The organism is Klebsiella sp. R445 (assembly GCF_051131755.1).
Classification (GTDB): Bacteria; Pseudomonadota; Gammaproteobacteria; order Enterobacterales; family Enterobacteriaceae; genus Klebsiella; species Klebsiella lignicola.
This window is the reverse complement of the sequence record NZ_CP180446.1, coordinates 2,848,241-2,864,428: the sequence shown is the minus strand read 5'-3', so window position 1 is coordinate 2,864,428 and position 16,188 is coordinate 2,848,241. Positions and strand designations below refer to the sequence as shown.

General features: G+C 56.1%; 15 protein-coding genes. 10 read left to right on the top strand and 5 right to left on the bottom strand.

Annotation, left to right across the window (positions count from 1 at the left end; genetic code table 11):
* Positions 1-71: 71 nt before the first annotated feature.
* The 3 genes from malG to malE all read right to left on the bottom strand — a co-directional run bounded on the left by malG (position 72) and on the right by malE (position 3,969).
* Entirely contained in the window at positions 72-962 is an 891-nt protein-coding gene (malG, locus tag ACMYSN_RS13395; protein WP_462495179.1) for a maltose ABC transporter permease MalG, read from the bottom strand.
* Positions 963-1,047: 85 nt separating this feature from the next.
* Positions 1,048-2,592 (bottom strand): sugar transporter permease, encoded by a 1,545-nt coding sequence (gene malF, locus ACMYSN_RS13390; RefSeq protein WP_462495178.1) that lies wholly within the window; start codon positions 2,590-2,592, stop codon positions 1,048-1,050.
* A 186-nt stretch (positions 2,593-2,778) separates the two neighbouring features.
* On the bottom strand, positions 2,779-3,969 hold the full coding sequence (gene malE, locus ACMYSN_RS13385; RefSeq protein WP_462495177.1) for a maltose/maltodextrin ABC transporter substrate-binding protein MalE: 1,191 nt from the start codon (positions 3,967-3,969) through the stop codon (positions 2,779-2,781).
* A gap of 369 nt (positions 3,970-4,338) precedes the next feature.
* Here malE and malK point away from each other — a divergent pair, with 369 nt between their 5' ends.
* The 5 genes from malK to ubiA all read left to right on the top strand — a co-directional run bounded on the left by malK (position 4,339) and on the right by ubiA (position 9,465).
* Positions 4,339-5,448: a maltose/maltodextrin ABC transporter ATP-binding protein MalK gene (gene malK / locus ACMYSN_RS13380; RefSeq protein WP_123757732.1), complete on the top strand. Its 1,110-nt coding sequence runs from the start codon at positions 4,339-4,341 to the stop codon at positions 5,446-5,448.
* A gap of 100 nt (positions 5,449-5,548) precedes the next feature.
* Positions 5,549-6,832 (top strand): maltoporin, encoded by a 1,284-nt coding sequence (locus ACMYSN_RS13375; protein WP_123757733.1) that lies wholly within the window; start codon positions 5,549-5,551, stop codon positions 6,830-6,832.
* 107 nt (positions 6,833-6,939) lie between these two features.
* Positions 6,940-7,896, top strand: a complete 957-nt coding sequence (malM, locus tag ACMYSN_RS13370) for a maltose operon protein MalM (RefSeq protein WP_123757734.1) — start codon at positions 6,940-6,942, stop codon at positions 7,894-7,896.
* Between the two features lie 189 nt (positions 7,897-8,085).
* Positions 8,086-8,583, top strand: a complete 498-nt coding sequence (gene ubiC / locus ACMYSN_RS13365) for a chorismate lyase (RefSeq protein WP_123757735.1) — start codon at positions 8,086-8,088, stop codon at positions 8,581-8,583.
* 12 nt (positions 8,584-8,595) lie between these two features.
* Entirely contained in the window at positions 8,596-9,465 is an 870-nt protein-coding gene (gene ubiA, locus ACMYSN_RS13360) for a 4-hydroxybenzoate octaprenyltransferase (RefSeq protein ID WP_462495176.1), read from the top strand.
* 72 nt (positions 9,466-9,537) lie between these two features.
* On the opposite strand, the gene plsB is transcribed toward ubiA, so the two are convergent.
* Complete coding sequence (plsB, locus tag ACMYSN_RS13355; protein ID WP_462495175.1) at positions 9,538-11,961, bottom strand: glycerol-3-phosphate acyltransferase; 2,424 nt, start codon at positions 11,959-11,961, stop codon at positions 9,538-9,540.
* A 129-nt stretch (positions 11,962-12,090) separates the two neighbouring features.
* Here plsB and ACMYSN_RS13350 point away from each other — a divergent pair, with 129 nt between their 5' ends.
* The 4 genes from ACMYSN_RS13350 to ACMYSN_RS13335 all read left to right on the top strand — a co-directional run bounded on the left by ACMYSN_RS13350 (position 12,091) and on the right by ACMYSN_RS13335 (position 14,937).
* Positions 12,091-12,459: a diacylglycerol kinase gene (locus ACMYSN_RS13350; protein WP_123757738.1), complete on the top strand. Its 369-nt coding sequence runs from the start codon at positions 12,091-12,093 to the stop codon at positions 12,457-12,459.
* 137 nt (positions 12,460-12,596) lie between these two features.
* Entirely contained in the window at positions 12,597-13,205 is a 609-nt protein-coding gene (gene lexA / locus ACMYSN_RS13345) for a transcriptional repressor LexA (RefSeq protein WP_004856448.1), read from the top strand.
* A 68-nt stretch (positions 13,206-13,273) separates the two neighbouring features.
* Positions 13,274-14,590, top strand: coding sequence for an MATE family efflux transporter (dinF, locus tag ACMYSN_RS13340; protein ID WP_462495174.1), 1,317 nt, complete (start codon positions 13,274-13,276; stop codon positions 14,588-14,590).
* Positions 14,591-14,727: 137 nt separating this feature from the next.
* Positions 14,728-14,937 (top strand): CsbD family protein, encoded by a 210-nt coding sequence (locus tag ACMYSN_RS13335; protein WP_123757969.1) that lies wholly within the window; start codon positions 14,728-14,730, stop codon positions 14,935-14,937.
* A 92-nt stretch (positions 14,938-15,029) separates the two neighbouring features.
* On the opposite strand, the gene zur is transcribed toward ACMYSN_RS13335, so the two are convergent.
* Entirely contained in the window at positions 15,030-15,545 is a 516-nt protein-coding gene (gene zur, locus ACMYSN_RS13330; protein WP_123757740.1) for a zinc uptake transcriptional repressor Zur, read from the bottom strand.
* A gap of 114 nt (positions 15,546-15,659) precedes the next feature.
* Here zur and ACMYSN_RS13325 point away from each other — a divergent pair, with 114 nt between their 5' ends.
* The gene (locus tag ACMYSN_RS13325) at positions 15,660-16,148 is read left to right on the top strand and encodes a cupin domain-containing protein (protein ID WP_462495173.1); all 489 of its coding nucleotides are present in this window, start codon (positions 15,660-15,662) and stop codon (positions 16,146-16,148) included.
* Positions 16,149-16,188: the final 40 nt, after the last annotated feature.

Genomic DNA, 16,188 nt, shown 5'->3' with positions numbered 1-16,188 from the left:
TACCGCAGTCCATCCCCTCTGAAATTTGGGGCGGGTGACCCATGATTTCTCAGGGTCAATAACGATGAAACTTAACCTTTCACTCCACCCGCCGTCAGGCCATTAACCAACCAGCGCTGCGCCAGCAGGAAGACCACGGTAATCGGGATGGCGGAGAGTACCGCCGCCGCGGCAAAGTCGCCCCACAGATAGTTCTGCGGGTTGAGATACTGTTGCATACCGACCGCCAGGGTGTAGCTGTTGACGTCACGCAGCAGCAACGAGGCCACCGGCACTTCGGTAATCGCGGCGATGAACGACAGAATAAACACCACCGCCAGAATCGGTACCGACAGCGGCAGCAGCACCAGACGGAAAGCCTGCCACGGTGTCGCACCATCCAGCGCCGCCGCTTCTTCCAGCGAGCCATCAATGGTTTCGAAGTAGCCTTTAATGGTCCAGACGTGCAGCGCGATACCGCCCATATAGGCGAAGATCACGCCGCCGTGGGTATTCAGGCCGACAAACGGAATATATTGGCCGAGACGGTCAAACAACGCGTATAACGCCACCAGCGACAGGACTGCCGGGAACATCTGGAAAATCAGCATCCCTTTAAGCAGCGTGGCTTTGCCCGGGAAGCGCATACGGGCGAAGGCATAGGCGCAGGTGGTGGAGAGCGCCACGATGCCGATGGCGGTAATGCCGGCCACTTTCACTGAGTTCCACAACCACAGCAGAACCGGGAACGGTGGCGGGGTGACGCGACCGTCGGCATGTTCGACGCTAAAGCCCAGCGCCAGACGCCAGTGTTCCCAGGAGATCTGTTCCGGGATCAGGCTCCCGGTGGCGAAGTTACCTTCACGCAGCGAGATGGCGATAACCATCAGCAGCGGGAACATAATCGCCGCGATAAAAATCAGTAGCAGGAGGTGCGTAGTGAACAGACGCAGCTTCTGAGATTTGGGTTGTACCATAGCCATAATATTTTCTACTCCTTAACGCCGCCCCAGACTATTTGGCTTGCCAGTGTTGGGCTGGCAAGCCCGTGACGTCTGGCTATTCCAGTTAATCAAATTTCATGCGTGTGGCTTTCAGGTTCACAATCGCCAGCACGCCCACCAGCAGGAAGATCAGCGTGGCGATAGCGGCCGCCAGACCGAAGTCCTGACCACCGCCGCCTTCAAAGGCGATGCGGTAGGTATAGCTCACCAGCAGGTCGGTATAGCCGGCCGGTGTGGTGGTGCCGAGGCGGTCCGGACCGCCGTTGGTCAACAGCTGAATCAGAACGAAGTTGTTAAAGTTAAAGGCGAAGCTGGCAATCATCAGCGGCGTAAGCGGCTTGATCAGCAGCGGCAGCGTAATCTTGAAGAAGTTCTGGAACGGGCCTGCGCCGTCCATCGCCGAGGCTTCATACAGGTCGTCAGGGATCGCTTTCAGCAGGCCCATGCACAGGATCATCATGTACGGATAGCCCAGCCAGGTATTGACGATAATGATCATCGTCCGTGCTGTGGTCGGGTCGCTGAACCAGGCCGGTTTGATGCCGAACAGCGCGCTGAGCATCATGTTGATCTCACCAAAACTCTGGTTGAACAACCCTTTGAAAATCAGAATCGAGATAAACGACGGTACGGCGTAAGGCAGAATCAGCAGCACACGATAAATCGCTTTGCCCTTCAGTGATTCCCACTGGACGAGGCAGGCGAGGATCATGCCGACCGCCACGGTCAGAATCACGGTCAGTACCGAGAAGACCACGGTCCAGACGAAGATGGCGAAGAACGGTTTCTGGATCCCTTCATCGGTAAAGACGCGAGTGAAGTTGTCCCAGCCGATGCCGACGGTGTAGCCCGGGCTGAGTTTCTCAGCGCTCCAGCTCCCGTCTGCATTGATGGACTGATAGAAGCCGACGTCGTTATTCGGACGATATTTGACGCCACTCTGGTTATTGGTCAGGGTGCCGTCGTCCGCCAGGGCATACAGCGGCTGGGTACCGGAGAACTGACGCAGGGAACTCATGATCACTTTGCTGTCGTCTGGCAGCACGGCGGTCAGCTGGTTCAGGGCGGTACGGTTTTGCGTAATCACACGCAGCGTCGCGCGCTCGCCTTCTGGCAGGGCGTCAGCCTCTTTTAAGGCCAGCTTCTGCTCGCCGCCGAATTTAAAGGCGTCGGACAGATAGTTTTTGCCACTTTCACCGTCGGTCAGCGCCAGTTTCCACTCATCTCCCGTCGGGTAAAGCGCAAAGTTGTAGGACTTACCAGCCTGGAAGGAGCGGTCCATCAGCACCTGCTGGGCACGTTCAAAGGTCAGCTGGTTAGTGCTGCTGTAGTTGGTGAAAGCGATAGCAATGGTGCAAATCAGTGGGAACAGGACGAACAGCCCCATTCCGGCAAGGCCAGGGTAGACATAACGCCAGGCGTAGGCCTTACGGTTGGTGAAAATATACAGGCCAGCAGAGCTTAAAATCAGCGTCAGTATGGCAAACAGGTACTCCCCCTGGGCATACATCAAAACGATAAGGTAACCCACCAGCAGGCACAGCAAGCCAATCACAGACCATGTCAGCTGCGGGCTTTGCCACCAGTGTTTCTTTTTCACGACATCCATGGGGATCATCCTCTTTACACTTTATCCTTCGCGCTACCTCTTTGTTGGCTGCGGATGCGCACCCCAGTCACTTACTCATGTAAGCTCCTGGGGATTTTCATCCTTACCGCCGCGATGTAGCGCGAATGGTTTCGTGTAACAACGTATTCAATAAACCGTATTTCCTAAGAAATAAGGGAAATCGTATTACTTGGTGATACGAGACTGTGCATCTTTCAGCGCGGCATCGACAGTCTGACGACCGCTAGCTGCGTTGATAACGGCAGTGCGTACGGCATACCAGAAGGCGGACATCTGCGGGATGTTCGGCATGATTTCGCCGTTCTGGGCGTTCGCCATGGTGGCAGCGATACGCGGATCTTTTTCCAGTTTTTCCTGGAAGGATTTCAGTGCTACTGCGCCCAGCGGTTTGTCCTTGTTCACTTCATCCAGACCCTGGTCGGTCAGCAGGTAGTTTTCGAGGAACTCTTTCGCCAGCTCTTTGTTCGGGCTAGCGGCGTTGATACCGGCGCTCAGTACGCCAACAAACGGTTTAGACGCTTTGCCTTTGAAGGTTGGCAGCAGAGTCACGCCGTAGTTAACCTTGCTCTTATCGATGTTCGACCACGCCCACGGACCGTTGATGGTCATCGCGGTATCGCCTTTGTTAAAGGCCGCTTCCGCGATGGAGTAATCGGTATCAGCGTTCATGTGTTTGTTCTTGATGAGGTCAACCAGGAAGGTCAGACCGGCTTTCGCACCTGGGCTGTCCACGCCGACGTTTTTGACATCATATTTGCCGTTTTCAAATTTGAACGCATAGCCACCGTCAGCAGCAATCAGCGGCCAGGTGAAGTACGGTTCTTGCAGGTTGAACATCAGCGCGCTCTTACCTTTCGCTTTCAGTTCTTTATCCAGAGCCGGAATTTCTTCCCAGGTTTTCGGTGGGTTCGGTACCAGATCTTTGTTGTAAATCAGCGACAGCGCTTCAACCGCGATTGGGTAAGCGATCAGTTTGCCGTTATAGCGTACGGCGTCCCAGGTGAACGGATAGAGTTTGTCCTGGAAAGCTTTGTCCGGGGAGATCTCAGCCAGCAGGCCGGATTGTGCATAGCCACCGAAGCGGTCGTGTGCCCAGAAGATGATATCCGGGCCGTCACCGGTCGCGGCAACCTGCGGGAATTTCTCTTCCAGCTTATCCGGGTGTTCGATGGAAACCTTGATGCCGGTGTCTTTCTCAAACTTCTTACCCACTTCGGCGAGACCGTTATAGCCTTTATCGCCGTTAATCCAGATAACCAGCTTACCTTCTTCAATTTTGGCGAGGGCAGAGGCGGAAAACATCATCGTCGTCAATGCAGACAATGCGAGGATGCGGGCGCCGGTTTTGATTTTCATATACCAGTCCTTTTTGGTGATGTGCTCGTGGATACACTTAGGTGGCTTAACGGTGATGAGTTTCCTTTTTTAACAACCCCTTTCCATCCTCCCTATGTCTACGCCCCACCCGTGGTTTGTGTGATCTGGCTTGCAGAAATGCCAGTAATGAGTCCTGGAGCACATAAAAACACGGCCATTTTTGCAACCTCCATCACGAAAATGACTTTGCCCGGCCCCCCCTTGCCGCGAGGGGTAATCTCTCATCCTCCCGCCTCCTCCCCCATAAAAAAGGCAGGGGTGGAGGATTCACCCAATTAATGAATGCCGCATAGTCAACCCATCTTGAATATGTCGTTTAGTGACAGGTTGTAACGAAGGGAGATGGGGATGGCGAGCGTACAGCTGCGAAATATAACGAAAGCCTGGGGTGACGTGGTGGTGTCGAAAGATATCAATCTCGACATCCAGGAAGGGGAGTTCGTGGTGTTTGTCGGGCCATCGGGCTGTGGCAAATCCACTCTGCTGCGTATGATTGCCGGGCTGGAAACCATAACCAGCGGTGATTTGTTTATCGGCGATACGCGAATGAACGATATCCCGCCCGCTGAACGCGGTATCGGAATGGTGTTCCAGTCCTATGCGCTTTACCCCCATCTTTCCGTCGCGGAAAACATGTCTTTCGGCCTGAAGCTGGCCGGTGCCAAAAAAGATCTGATTAATCAACGAGTGACTCAGGTGGCGGAGGTGCTGCAGCTGGCGCATCTGCTGGAGCGTAAGCCAAAAGCATTGTCCGGTGGCCAGCGTCAGCGTGTGGCGATCGGGCGTACCCTGGTCGCCGAGCCGCGCGTATTCCTGCTCGACGAACCGCTCTCAAACCTTGATGCCGCACTGCGTGTGCAGATGCGTATCGAAATTTCCCGTCTGCACAAGCGCCTTGAGCGCACGATGATTTACGTTACCCACGATCAGGTCGAAGCGATGACCCTCGCCGACAAGATTGTGGTGCTGGATGCCGGTCGCGTTGCCCAGGTCGGGAAACCGCTGGAGCTGTATCACTACCCGGCCGATCGCTTTGTTGCGGGCTTTATTGGTTCGCCAAAGATGAACTTCCTGCCGGTGAAAGTCACCGCCACCGCCATTGAACAGGTTCAGGTAGAACTGCCGAACCGTCAGCAAGTCTGGTTACCGGTGGACAGCGCCCACGTACAGGTTGGCGCGAATATGTCCTTGGGTATCCGTCCGGAACATCTGTTGCCCAGCGATATCGCCGACGTGACCCTCGAAGGGGTGGTCCAGGTGGTTGAGCAGCTTGGTCACGAAACACAAATTCATATCCAGATCCCCGCCATCCGTCAGAACCTGGTGTACCGCCAGAATGACGTGGTGTTGGTAAAAGAGGGAGCCACATTCGCTATCGGTTTGCCACCAGAGCGCTGCCATTTATTCCGTGAGGATGGTACGGCGTGTCGTCGGTTGCATAAAGAGCCGGGCGTGTAAGGCTTCCCATTAAAAAAAAGCACGAACCCAAAGCGATGCCACCAGGCGGCATCACGATGGGCAAAGTGTTCAAAGAAAAGCAATGATCTCAGGAGATAGAATGATGATTACTCTGCGCAAACTTCCACTGGCGGTAGCCGTCGCAGCAGGCGTTATGTCTGCTCAGGCGCTGGCTGTCGATTTCCACGGTTATGCTCGTTCTGGTATCGGCTGGACCGGTAGCGGCGGCGAACAGCAGTGCTTCCAGGCAACCGGTGCTCAAAGTAAATACCGTCTGGGTAACGAATGTGAAACCTATGCGGAATTAAAACTGGGCCAGGAAGTATGGAAAGAAGGTGATAAGAGCTTCTACTTCGATACTAACGTTGCCTACTCCGTATCGCAGCAAAACGACTGGGAATCCACCAGCCCGGCATTCCGTGAAGCCAACGTGCAGGGTAAAAACCTGATCGAATGGCTGCCAGGTTCCACCATCTGGGCCGGTAAGCGCTTCTACCAGCGTCATGACGTTCACATGATCGACTTCTACTACTGGGATATCTCTGGTCCTGGTGCTGGTATCGAAAACATCGATCTGGGCTTCGGTAAACTCTCTCTGGCAGCAACCCGTTCTTCTGAATCCGGCGGCTCCGCGACCTTCGCTGACCGTGATGCGCAGGGTAACCGTATTTACGACAATATCGTCCCGAACGACGTCTTCGACGTCCGTTTAGCCGGTATGGAAATCAACCCGGGCGGTACTCTGGAGCTGGGTGTTGACTACGGTCACACCAACATTCCAGACGACTACTACCTGCAGCCGGACGCCTCGAAAGATGGCTGGATGCTGACTGCTGAACACACGCAAAGCATGCTGAAAGGCTACAACAAGTTTGTACTGCAGTATGCAACTGACGCCATGACCTCCAACGGTAAAGGCATTCCGCAGGGCGGCAGCATCGATAACGATGGCTCCATGTGGCGTGTGCTGGACCACGGTGCGATCTCCCTGGCTGACGATTGGGATCTGATGTACGTCGGTATGTATCAGGATATCGACCGCGACAACAACAACGGTACCCAGTGGTGGACCGTCGGCGTACGTCCTATGTACAAATGGACACCGATCATGAGCACCCTGATGGAAGTCGGCTACGACAACGTCAAATCTCAGCGTACCGGCGATCGTAACAGCCAGTACAAAATTACCCTGGCGCAACAGTGGCAGGCAGGCGACAGCATCTGGTCCCGTCCGGCTATCCGTCTGTTCGCAACCTACGCCAAGTGGGATGAGAAATGGGGCTATGACAACGGTGTAGCGTACAACGACACCAGCGCCAAAACCTTCAGCCGTGGCGACAGCGACGAGTGGACCTTCGGTGCCCAGATGGAAATCTGGTGGTAATCGAAACCAACCTGTAGTGACCAAAAGAGGGGCGTAAGCCCCTCTGTTTTCGGCCCAGCGGGCTATTGCCTGGCTACCGCTTGGCCATCGGAATTGAGGTGATAACAATGAAAATGAAGAAAAGTCTCGTTGCCCTCTGCCTGTCCGCCGGCCTGCTTGCCAGCGTACCCGCAGTCAGTTTTGCTGATGTCAATTTCGTGCCGCAGAATACCTCTGCAGCGCCGTCGATCCCGGCCTCCGCGTTACAGCAGTTAACCTGGACCCCGGTCGATCAATCTAAAACCCAAACCACCAAGCTCGCCATTGCCGGCCAGCCGCTGAATGTCCCTGGTATTTCCGGCCCGGTTGCTGCCTATAGCGTTCCGGCGAATATCGGTGAACTGAATATTACGTTAACCAGCGAAGTGAATAAGCAAACCAGCGTGTTTGCACCGAACGTCCTGATTCTTGACCAGAATTTAACCCCATCGGCATTCTTTCCCAGCAGCTACTTCACCTATCTTGAACCAGGTGTCATGAGCTCCGACCGTCTGGAAGGCGTGATGCGCCTGACGCCGGCGCTGGGACAACAGAAAATTTATGTGCTGGTCTTTACCACCCCGCAGGATCTGCAGCAAACCACCAAATTAATCGATCCGGCGAAAGCCTACGCTAAAGGTACCGGCAATGCGGTACCGGATATTCCGGATCCGATCGCCAGACACGTAACTGACGGTACCGTCAGCCTGAAGGTGAAAACCTCTTCTGGCTCCAGCGTGCTGGTTGGCCCGCTGTTTGGTTCCTCTGGCCCAGGTCCGGTGACCGTAGGAAATACGGCGGCACCGGTCTATAGCGCCCCGGCAGCCGCACCAGCGGTAGCACCGGTGGTTGCGCCAGTTGCCGCGCCAGCTGCGAAGAGCGAGCCGATGCTGGACGACACCGAAACTTACTTTAACAACGGCATCAAACAGGCTGTTGCGAAAGGTGATATCGATAAAGCCCTCAAATTGATGAACGAAGCCGAGCGTCTTGGCTCGAAATCAGCGCGTTCCACCTTTATCAGCAGTGTAAAAGGCAAGGGGTGATCGTCTCCCCACAATGCTGATGTTTAGGCACAGCCTTTAGGTGCGTCCGCCTGGGCGCACCTTTTTTTATCGCGTAGTGGCTGCTGTTGCATGGCTGTTACGCCGATGATCGTATCTTGACGCTTTGCCCGCCCCGAATGCCCTATTCTGCGATACAATGCGGCTACGTTCTGTAACGGAGAATCAGGCATGTCACATCCTGCGCTTACGCAATTGCGTGCGTTGCGCTATTTTGCCGCTATGCCCCCGCTGGAACCGCACCTGCGCGACTGGCTGCTGCTGGAAGACTCAATGACCAAACGTTTTGAGCAGCAGGGGAAAAAAGTCAGCGTGAGCATGGTGAACGAAGGTTTCGTCGGGCGTGAGGCGCTGGTGGGTGAAGAGACGCTGTTGCCCGATGAGGCGCGCTACTGGCTGCGGGAAATTATCCTTTGTGCCGATGGCGAACCCTGGCTTGCCGGGCGGACCATTGTGCCAGAGTCGACACTGTGCGGCCCCGAGCTGGCCTTACAGCAACTCGGCCAGACGCCGCTGGGGCGTTATTTGTTCACATCATCGACATTAACTCGTGATTTTATTGAAATTGGGCGTTATGCAGAGCTATGGGGACGTCGTTCCCGCCTGCGTCTGAGCGGCAAACCGCTGCTGCTGACCGAGCTTTTTCTGCCGGCGTCGCCGTTGTATTAAGAGGAAGAGAAAATGGAGAGGAGTCTGACGCAGAACAAGCTGTTGGCGTTTCATCGCCTGATGCGTACTGACAAACCGATTGGCGCGCTGTTGCTGCTGTGGCCGACGCTGTGGGCGCTGTGGGTCGCCACGCCGGGGATCCCGCCCTTATGGATCCTGGCCGTTTTTGTTGCCGGCGTCTGGCTGATGCGCGCCGCTGGCTGCGTGGTAAACGACTATGCCGACCGCAAATTTGATGGTCACGTTAAGCGGACCGCCCACCGTCCGTTGCCCAGCGGCGATGTCTCGGAAAAAGAGGCCCGGGTGCTGTTTGCGGTGCTGGTGCTGCTGTCATTTTTGCTGGTACTGACCTTAAACACCATGACTATTCTGCTGTCGGTGGCAGGGTTGGCGCTGGCGTGGGTGTATCCGTTTATGAAACGCTACACCCATCTGCCGCAGGTGGTGCTGGGGGCGGCGTTTGGCTGGTCCATTCCGATGGCCTTCTCGGCGGTCAGCGAAGCGTTGCCGCTGAGCTGCTGGCTGATGTTCCTCGCCAATATCCTGTGGGCCGTGGCTTATGACACCCAGTACGCGATGGTCGACAGGGACGATGACCTCAAAATCGGCATCAAATCGACGGCGATTCTGTTTGGTGAACATGACCGCCTGATTATCGGTATTTTGCAGATTGGCGTGCTGGTATTGATGGCCGCTGTCGGCTGGCTGAACGGGCTGCAGTGGGAGTTTTACTGGTCACTGTTTATCGCGGCAGGGCTGTTTTTCTGGCAGCAGAAGCTGATTGCCCGACGCGAACGCGACGGCTGCTTCAAAGCGTTTCTGAACAATAACTATGTTGGGCTGGTGCTGTTTCTTGGGCTGGCAATGAGCTATCTGGCATAGGCTGGCATAGGATATTCCCGGCTGGTGCTAGGCGGTAGCACCAGCCGGGAAGAGAACATCCACGCTTAATCGTTACGCATCATCCTGGGTAACGCTTTCAATCGTCAAACGCACGTCCGACGTGATCAGCGCTGCCAGCATCTGGTAGACCTTCAGCGTTTCTTCCGGCTCGGCATCGCCGGTATCACTGATATAGCCTTCGTCACGCAGCGTCAGCACGAGCGTACTGAATACCGCTTTATCGAAGAACTCCGGTGCGTTGATACCGTGCAGAACCGACAGACGTTGCGCCACGGTCCGGCTCTCTTTCTCCAGTGAACTGCGGTTAATCGACGGGTTCGCGCTCAGCAGCCAGAAGGTAATGGCATAACGCTGGAGCGTTTCACGCGCGCCTGCGGCCAGCAGCTGCAGGGAACGAGAGTGAGAAGGGTTGATACTGATCTCATCGTCTTTCAGGACAATCAGCCCCTGACGCTGCATTTCCGCCGTCAGCGCATCAAGCACGCCCGCCAGCTCGGATTTCTCCCAGCGCAGGAACAGCTCAGCCTTCAGCAGCGGATAGAACATCTCAACATGACGCAGCACTTCCGCACGACTGATGCGACGATGCTGAGTGATAATCGCCGCCAGCAGCGACGGCAGCATCAGCATATGCGCGATGTTGTTGCGGTAGTAGGTCATCAGCACCGCCTGCTCGCGCGGCAGAATGATGATGTCGCCGATGGTGTCTTTCTCGACTTCGAACTTGTTCATCTTCAGCGCGTGGTCGATAAGCTCACTGGCGGTAGCCGTCGGCGTGGTCGCGTCCGGGGAGTACGGGACGTTACGCAGCAGATCGAGGTAGCATTCCAGCTGTTGCGTCAGCTGTTCGCGGGTCAGTGAACGCTGACGAGAGGCCAGCAGCGCGGTGCAGCACAGGTTCATGGCGTTCGCCGCGCCGGCGTTGTTGATGCGCACCATCAGATCGGAGGCAATGTTGTTCACCGTCGGCGTCAGCCACGATGGGCGTACGGCCTCAATCGGGTCGATGGATTCGCGCCATTCCGGAACATGCTGGTTCAGGTAGGTCATCAGCGGCAGCGGTTCACCGAAGTTCACATAGCCCTGACCGAGGTTACGCAGCTTGCTCAGACCACGGAGCATCTGTGGCAGACTCTCTTTTTCTTTGGTCGCGCCGCGCAGCTCTTTGGCGTAAGTTCCCACTTCCATGACGTGCTCGTAGCCGATGTAGATCGGTACCAGCGTAATCGGACGAGTCCCACCGCGCAGCATGGCCTGGATGGTCATCGACAGGGTGCCGGTTTTCGGATCCAGCAGACGGCCGGTACGGGAACGCCCGCCCTCCACGAAGTACTCAACCGAGTAACCGCGGCTGAACAGCTCGCCGAGATATTCGCGGAACACCGTGGAATAGAGCTTATTGCCCTTAAAGGTACGGCGAATAAAGAAGGCGCCACCACGACGGAATATCGGGCCTGCTGGCCAGAAGTTCAGGTTGATACCGGCGGCGATGTGCGGCGGCACCAGACCCTGGTGATACAGCACGTAGGAGAGCAGCAGGTAGTCCATATGGCTACGGTGACACGGCACGTAGACAATTTCGTGCCCTTCATGCGCCAGCTGACGCACGCGCTCGGCGTTATGGACATTGATCCCCTGATACAGACGGTTCCAGGTAAACCCGAGCACGCGGTCGGTCAGGCGAATCATCTCGTAGGAGAAGTTAGCCGCGATCTCTTCCATCAGCGCGACGGCGTTCTGCTGTGCTTTCTCGTGGGAGATTTTCTTGCTGCGCGCTTCATCTTCCACCGCACGGGCGATGGCTTTTGAGGCCAGCAGCTTGTTGAACAGGTCCTGACGCGCGGGCAGGCGCGGGCCGACGGCCGCCAGACGCTGGCGGGCGAAGTGCATACGCGCGACACGTGCCAGTTTCTGGGCGATAATTTTATCGGTACCGTGCTCGGTAGCCATTCTGCGCAGCGACACCGGCGGGGAGAAGCGGACAAAGCTGTCACGTCCCAGCCACAGCACGGCGAAGAATTTCTGAATGCCGTTCAGCATGCGCAGCGGCGGGTTCACTTCGCCTTTCTCACGTCCTGGCGCGCGGCCGAACATCACCGACACCGGCACCATTTGCACGTCCAGGTCAGGATGGTTACGGTGCAGATCCAGGTAGTCGTGGAACAGCTTGATGGACTCTTCTTTCGGCGTGTAATAGGTGAATACACGCGGGCCGCCGTGGATGAAGACGTAGCGCGGCAGCAGAGCACCGTCGATTTCCAGCGGTTCGAGCGGGTCAGGTAAATCGTGCTCGAGGCACTGGGCGCGCAGCGTCAGCAGGTCTGCCTTCGAGTTATAAGGCAGGACATACATAATAGGACGCGAGGTATCCAGCCCTAATTCCTGAGCAGGTTCTGCGGGAATAGACTTGCTTTTTACCAGCACCCGTAATGGTAAATTCAGTAATTTATAGTAAATTCGTTGCCAGCCGGACATAAACGATGTGAAGCCTCTGGTTAATCATGCAAATGCGCGGCAAGAATAACAGAAAGCGCGCAAAATTTCCGTTGCCACACGGCAAACGCGTACACTCATTGACGTCATTTACATAAAAAGGTTCTTTTGATGGCCAATAATACCACTGGGTTAACCCGAATTATTAAAGCGGCAGGTTATTCCTGGAAAGGGTTCCGTGCGGCATGGATAAATGAGGCCGCCTTTCGTCAGGAAGGCGTCGCCGCGATTATTGCCGTGGCGATCGCCTGCTGGCTGGACGTTGACGCTATCACCCGTGTGCTGCTGATCGGCTCGGTCCTGTTAGTGATGATAGTCGAAATTATTAATAGCGCGATTGAGGCGGTGGTGGACCGTATTGGCCCGGAACACCATGAACTGTCAGGGCGCGCGAAAGATATGGGGTCCGCGGCGGTACTGTTGGCTATCGCGATCGCGCTGATCACCTGGGGGCTTTTGCTGTGGGCGCATTACCATTAATTCGTCGCCAGGCGTGATGGGCGATCGGCTGCGCAAAAATGGAAAGTATCTCCTGATTTTTGTGTGAAATTTGATTCCAAAATCACCGTTAACTGTATATACTCACAGCATAACTGTATATACACCCAGGGGGCGGGATGAAAGCGTTAACGACCAGGCAGCAAGAGGTGTTTGATCTCATTCGGGATCATATCAGCCAGACGGGCATGCCGCCGACGCGTGCGGAAATTGCTCAGCGCTTGGGGTTCCGTTCTCCGAACGCGGCGGAAGAGCACCTGAAAGCGCTGGCCCGTAAAGGCGCAATCGAGATTATCTCTGGTGCCTCCCGCGGTATTCGTCTGCTGACGGAAGAAGAACCCGGTCTGCCGCTGATCGGCCGCGTGGCCGCCGGTGAGCCGCTGCTGGCTCAGCAGCATATCGAAGGCCATTTCCAGGTCGACCCGGCGATGTTCAAGCCGAATGCCGATTTCCTGCTGCGCGTTAGCGGTATGTCGATGAAAGATATCGGTATCCTCGACGGCGATCTGCTGGCAGTGCATAAAACGCAGGATGTGCGTAATGGCCAGGTTGTCGTGGCGCGTATCGACGAAGAAGTGACGGTTAAACGCCTTAAAAAACAGGGCAACATCGTCGAACTCCTGCCAGAAAACAGCGAGTTTTCACCGATCGTGGTGAATCTGCGCGAACAAAATTTCACTATTGAAGGGCTGGCCGTTGGCGTGATCCGCAACGGAGAGTGGCTGTAACACCTTCACCACGCAGCATCGTCTGATGGATGATGCTGCGCTGTCTTCTCTCAGTCAGGCTCTTTCCTATGCTCTTTCACGCCGCTGATAAAGCCCTGTGGCGCCTGGCGCTACCCATGATTTTCTCCAATATCACCGTCCCGCTGCTGGGTCTGGTTGATACCGCCGTTATCGGCCACCTCGACAGCCCGGTTTATCTCGGCGGCGTCGCGGTGGGTGCCACGACCACCAGTTTCCTTTTCATGCTGCTGCTTTTCCTGCGGATGAGCACCACCGGGCTGACGGCTCAGGCCTTTGGCGCAAAAGACCCCCTCCGTCTGGCGCGGGCGTTGGTGCAGCCATTGGGGCTGGCCTTAGGGGCCGGCCTGATGATTGTCCTGTTCCGGGCACCGCTGATCGACCTGGCGTTGCATATCGTGGGCGGCAATCAGGCGGTTCTGGAACAGGCACAACGCTTCCTGGATATTCGTTGGCTTAGCGCTCCGGCCTCGCTGGCAAACCTGGTGCTGCTTGGCTGGCTGCTGGGCGTGCAGTATGCCCGCGCGCCGGTGATCCTGCTGGTGGTTGGCAACCTGCTGAATATTGTCCTCGACCTGTGGCTGGTGATGGGCCTGCACATGAACGTGCAGGGGGCCGCGCTGGCGACGGTGGTCGCTGAATACGCCACCTTTATCATCGGGCTATTGATGGCAAGGCACGTGCTGGTGCTGCGTGGCGTGTCCTTCAGCATACTGAAGAATGCCTGGCGCGGGGATGTGCGACGGCTGCTGGCATTAAACCGCGATATCATGCTGCGCTCCTTACTGCTGCAGCTGTGCTTCGGGGCGGTGACCGTTTTCGGGGCTCGTCTCGGGGGCGATATCGTCGCCGTCAACGCCCTCCTGATGACCATGCTGACCTTCACCGCCTATGCGCTGGATGGGTTTGCCTACGCCGTCGAAGCCCACTCCGGGCAGGCCTATGGCGCGCGAGATGGCAGTCAGTTGCTTGAGGTCTGGCGGGCGGCCTGCCGTCAGTCGGGAATGGTGGCGCTGATATTTGCGGCGATCTACGCCGTGGCGGGGCCGTACATTATCGCGCTGTTAACCTCGATCCCTTCGCTGCAGCAGCTGGCCGACCGCTATCTGATCTGGCAGGTGATTCTGCCGGTAATTGGCGTGTGGTGCTATCTGCTGGATGGCATGTTTATCGGGGCGACGCGGGGAGCTGAGATGCGTAACAGCATGGCGGTGGCGGCGGCAGGGTTTGCCCTGACTCTGTTGACGCTACCGGTTCTCGGGAACCATGGACTGTGGCTGGCGCTGGCGGTCTTCCTTGCGCTGCGCGGCCTGTCGCTGGCGCTGATCTGGCGGCGACACTGGCAGCGCGGCACCTGGTTTTCATAATGGTTTTGTCGCGGTTTTTGTCATGTAGGTGGTTAAAGATTCCGAATAATAAATTAAACCCAGAATTCTTAACTATAGTTAACGTTATGTCCGGCACGCAGCGGGCTGTTAACCCACCGAACGATGAGGACTGAATGATGAACAAAGACGAAATCGGCGGTAACTGGAAACAGTTGAAAGGTAAAGCGAAAGAACAATGGGGTAAGCTCACCGATGATGACATGACGGTCATTGAAGGTAAGCGTGACCAGCTGGTGGGTAAAATCCAGGAACGTTACGGATTTGCCAAAGATCAGGCCGAGAAAGAAGTGTCTGACTGGGAACGTAAAAACGGCCACCGCTGGTAGCGGGGCACATCAGTGTTCTGACCCTTTGTTATTGCCTGCCCGTGCGGTACACGGAGGTACCGACAACCCTGATTCCCGCTCTGGCGCAAGCCTTAGCGGGCTTTCTTTTTAATCAGAATCGTGTGGTCATGCTGGCAGTGCCCCGGTGTACTACAGGCTTCGACTTCGACGCAGCCGGCACACAGACCATGTGCTTCAATCACGTTATGACGCAGCGCGAAGCCCATTCTGGCAGCCAGGGTATGCATAATATCTTCCAGCCCTTCGGCACACTCTTCTTTCACCACGCCGCAGCGATCGCAGATAAACATCGCGGAGGTATGGGTCGGCTGATCGATCAGATGGCACAGCACGTAGCTGTTGGTTGATTCAACCTTATGCACGAATCCCTGCTCAAGCAGAAACTCCAGCGCACGATACACCGTGGGCGGTTTAGCCTGCGGCTCTTTATCGCGGAGCAGGTCGAGCAGATCGTAGGCGCTAATCGCCCCTTGCTGCAGGCTCATCAGGCGCAATACTTCCAGGCGCTGGGGAGTCAGGCGCACGCCGCGCTGTGCACAGAGCTTTTCAGCATGCGCTAACAATTCTTGCGAAGTGGTCTTATTCATGAGCATCCTCTGGCCGCCCGAGTGTGAAGTTGTTACTTTATCACGATCCAGGCAAAACGCCGAGAACCGGCAGCTTGTGCTATACCTGATGCATCTCATTTTCGGGAGAAAACGATGAAACGACCTGATTGCATTCGACATTGGCATGAACTCGAAGGGCCCGATGATGCCACTTATCCCAATAACCCAGAGCGCTTTTCCATTGGTGCGCCGCTGGCACGTGGGTTACGGCTGAACCGGCTGGGGATCCATCATGAGCGTTTACCGCCAGGCCGTCGGACTTCTTATCCCCACGCAGAAAGTGATGAAGAAGAGTTTATCTACGTGCTGGAGGGGTATCCTGAAGTCTGGATTAACGGCTATCTGTGGAAGCTGGAACCTGGGGACAGCGTTGGATTTCCTGCCGGCACCGGCGTATGCCATACCTTCCTGAATAACACCCAACAGGAGGTACGCCTGTTGGTGGTGGGCGAGGCGAACAAAAAATTCAATCGCATCTATTACCCGCTAAACCCGGAGTATGCCGCGACGCGTCAGGATCGCTGGGTCGATCATCCGCCGCAATTTTTCGGCCCTCACGACGGCAAACCGCGCAGGCGATAGCCCGTGTATCAGGTGCAAAGCGCCCGCGGTGGCGCTATGC

Bases quoted from the DNA above. Each gene is read 5' to 3' on its own strand.
- malG (WP_462495179.1), bottom strand. From the start codon at position 962: ATGGCTATGGTACAACCCAAATCTCAGAAGCTGCGTCTGTTCACTACG.
- malF (WP_462495178.1), bottom strand. From the start codon at position 2,592: ATGGATGTCGTGAAAAAGAAACACTGGTGGCAAAGCCCGCAGCTGACA.
- malE (WP_462495177.1), bottom strand. From the start codon at position 3,969: ATGAAAATCAAAACCGGCGCCCGCATCCTCGCATTGTCTGCATTGACG.
- malK (WP_123757732.1), top strand. From the start codon at position 4,339: ATGGCGAGCGTACAGCTGCGAAATATAACGAAAGCCTGGGGTGACGTG.
- ACMYSN_RS13375 (WP_123757733.1), top strand. From the start codon at position 5,549: ATGATGATTACTCTGCGCAAACTTCCACTGGCGGTAGCCGTCGCAGCA.
- malM (WP_123757734.1), top strand. From the start codon at position 6,940: ATGAAAATGAAGAAAAGTCTCGTTGCCCTCTGCCTGTCCGCCGGCCTG.
- ubiC (WP_123757735.1), top strand. From the start codon at position 8,086: ATGTCACATCCTGCGCTTACGCAATTGCGTGCGTTGCGCTATTTTGCC.
- ubiA (WP_462495176.1), top strand. From the start codon at position 8,596: ATGGAGAGGAGTCTGACGCAGAACAAGCTGTTGGCGTTTCATCGCCTG.
- plsB (WP_462495175.1), bottom strand. From the start codon at position 11,961: ATGTCCGGCTGGCAACGAATTTACTATAAATTACTGAATTTACCATTA.
- ACMYSN_RS13350 (WP_123757738.1), top strand. From the start codon at position 12,091: ATGGCCAATAATACCACTGGGTTAACCCGAATTATTAAAGCGGCAGGT.
- lexA (WP_004856448.1), top strand. From the start codon at position 12,597: ATGAAAGCGTTAACGACCAGGCAGCAAGAGGTGTTTGATCTCATTCGG.
- dinF (WP_462495174.1), top strand. From the start codon at position 13,274: ATGCTCTTTCACGCCGCTGATAAAGCCCTGTGGCGCCTGGCGCTACCC.
- ACMYSN_RS13335 (WP_123757969.1), top strand. From the start codon at position 14,728: ATGAACAAAGACGAAATCGGCGGTAACTGGAAACAGTTGAAAGGTAAA.
- zur (WP_123757740.1), bottom strand. From the start codon at position 15,545: ATGAATAAGACCACTTCGCAAGAATTGTTAGCGCATGCTGAAAAGCTC.
- ACMYSN_RS13325 (WP_462495173.1), top strand. From the start codon at position 15,660: ATGAAACGACCTGATTGCATTCGACATTGGCATGAACTCGAAGGGCCC.